Source organism: Nguyenibacter vanlangensis (assembly GCF_013376155.1).
GTDB classification, from domain to species: domain Bacteria; phylum Pseudomonadota; class Alphaproteobacteria; order Acetobacterales; family Acetobacteraceae; genus Gluconacetobacter; species Gluconacetobacter vanlangensis.
In genome coordinates, this window is record NZ_JABXXP010001222.1 from 1 (window position 1) to 567 (window position 567).

The window sequence follows — 567 nt, forward strand, 5'->3', positions numbered from 1 at the left end:
GGCCGCGCCGGCGTCGTGCGCATGGCCGGTGCCCGGCAGGAGCGCGGGATCGGGCGGTTCCCAGTTCGGGTCGGTGTCCTCGCGGAAGATGTTGGGGCTGACCCCGAAACGGCGGCCCAGCGCGTCGCGCACGTCCTCGGGCAGCTTCTGGGGCGTGCCCTTGTGGATATATTGCTGCAGATAGGCGTGGTTGCGGCCCAGCGCGAGGGATTCCGCCTTCAGATTGCTGCCCGCCTTGGCGATCAGCCGGAGCAGGGCATAACGGGAGGGGGTGAGGATCGGCATGTGCCTATTATGGCGCTGCAAATAGGGAATTCCCAATAGGAAATTGCCGCTTGATCGGCAGGAAATATCCTATTAATTTGCCTATCCATGAGGGATGATCCTGTTTCCGATCCTCTTGATCCCCTATTGGGGGTGATCGAGGCGTTTCTGGGCGAAAGCGGCCTGTCGGCCAGCGCCTTCGGGCTGCGGGCGGTGAATGATCCGCGTTTCGTCCATGAAGTGCGGGCCGGGCGCGAGGTGCGCCGGGCGACCCGCGCGCGCGTCGCGGCCTATCTGGAGGCC

At 64.9% G+C, this 567-nt stretch carries 1 protein-coding gene and 1 pseudogene; one reads left to right on the forward strand and one right to left on the reverse strand.

Annotation, left to right across the window (positions count from 1 at the left end; genetic code table 11):
- Nucleotides 1-285: pseudogene (locus tag HUK84_RS22245) on the reverse strand (hypothetical protein); the annotation flags it as partial.
- 87 nt (nt 286-372) lie between these two features.
- Between HUK84_RS22245 and HUK84_RS22250 the strand changes: the two are divergent.
- A partial coding sequence (locus tag HUK84_RS22250; RefSeq protein WP_176642050.1) for a hypothetical protein occupies nt 373-567 on the forward strand: 195 nt, incomplete at its 3' end.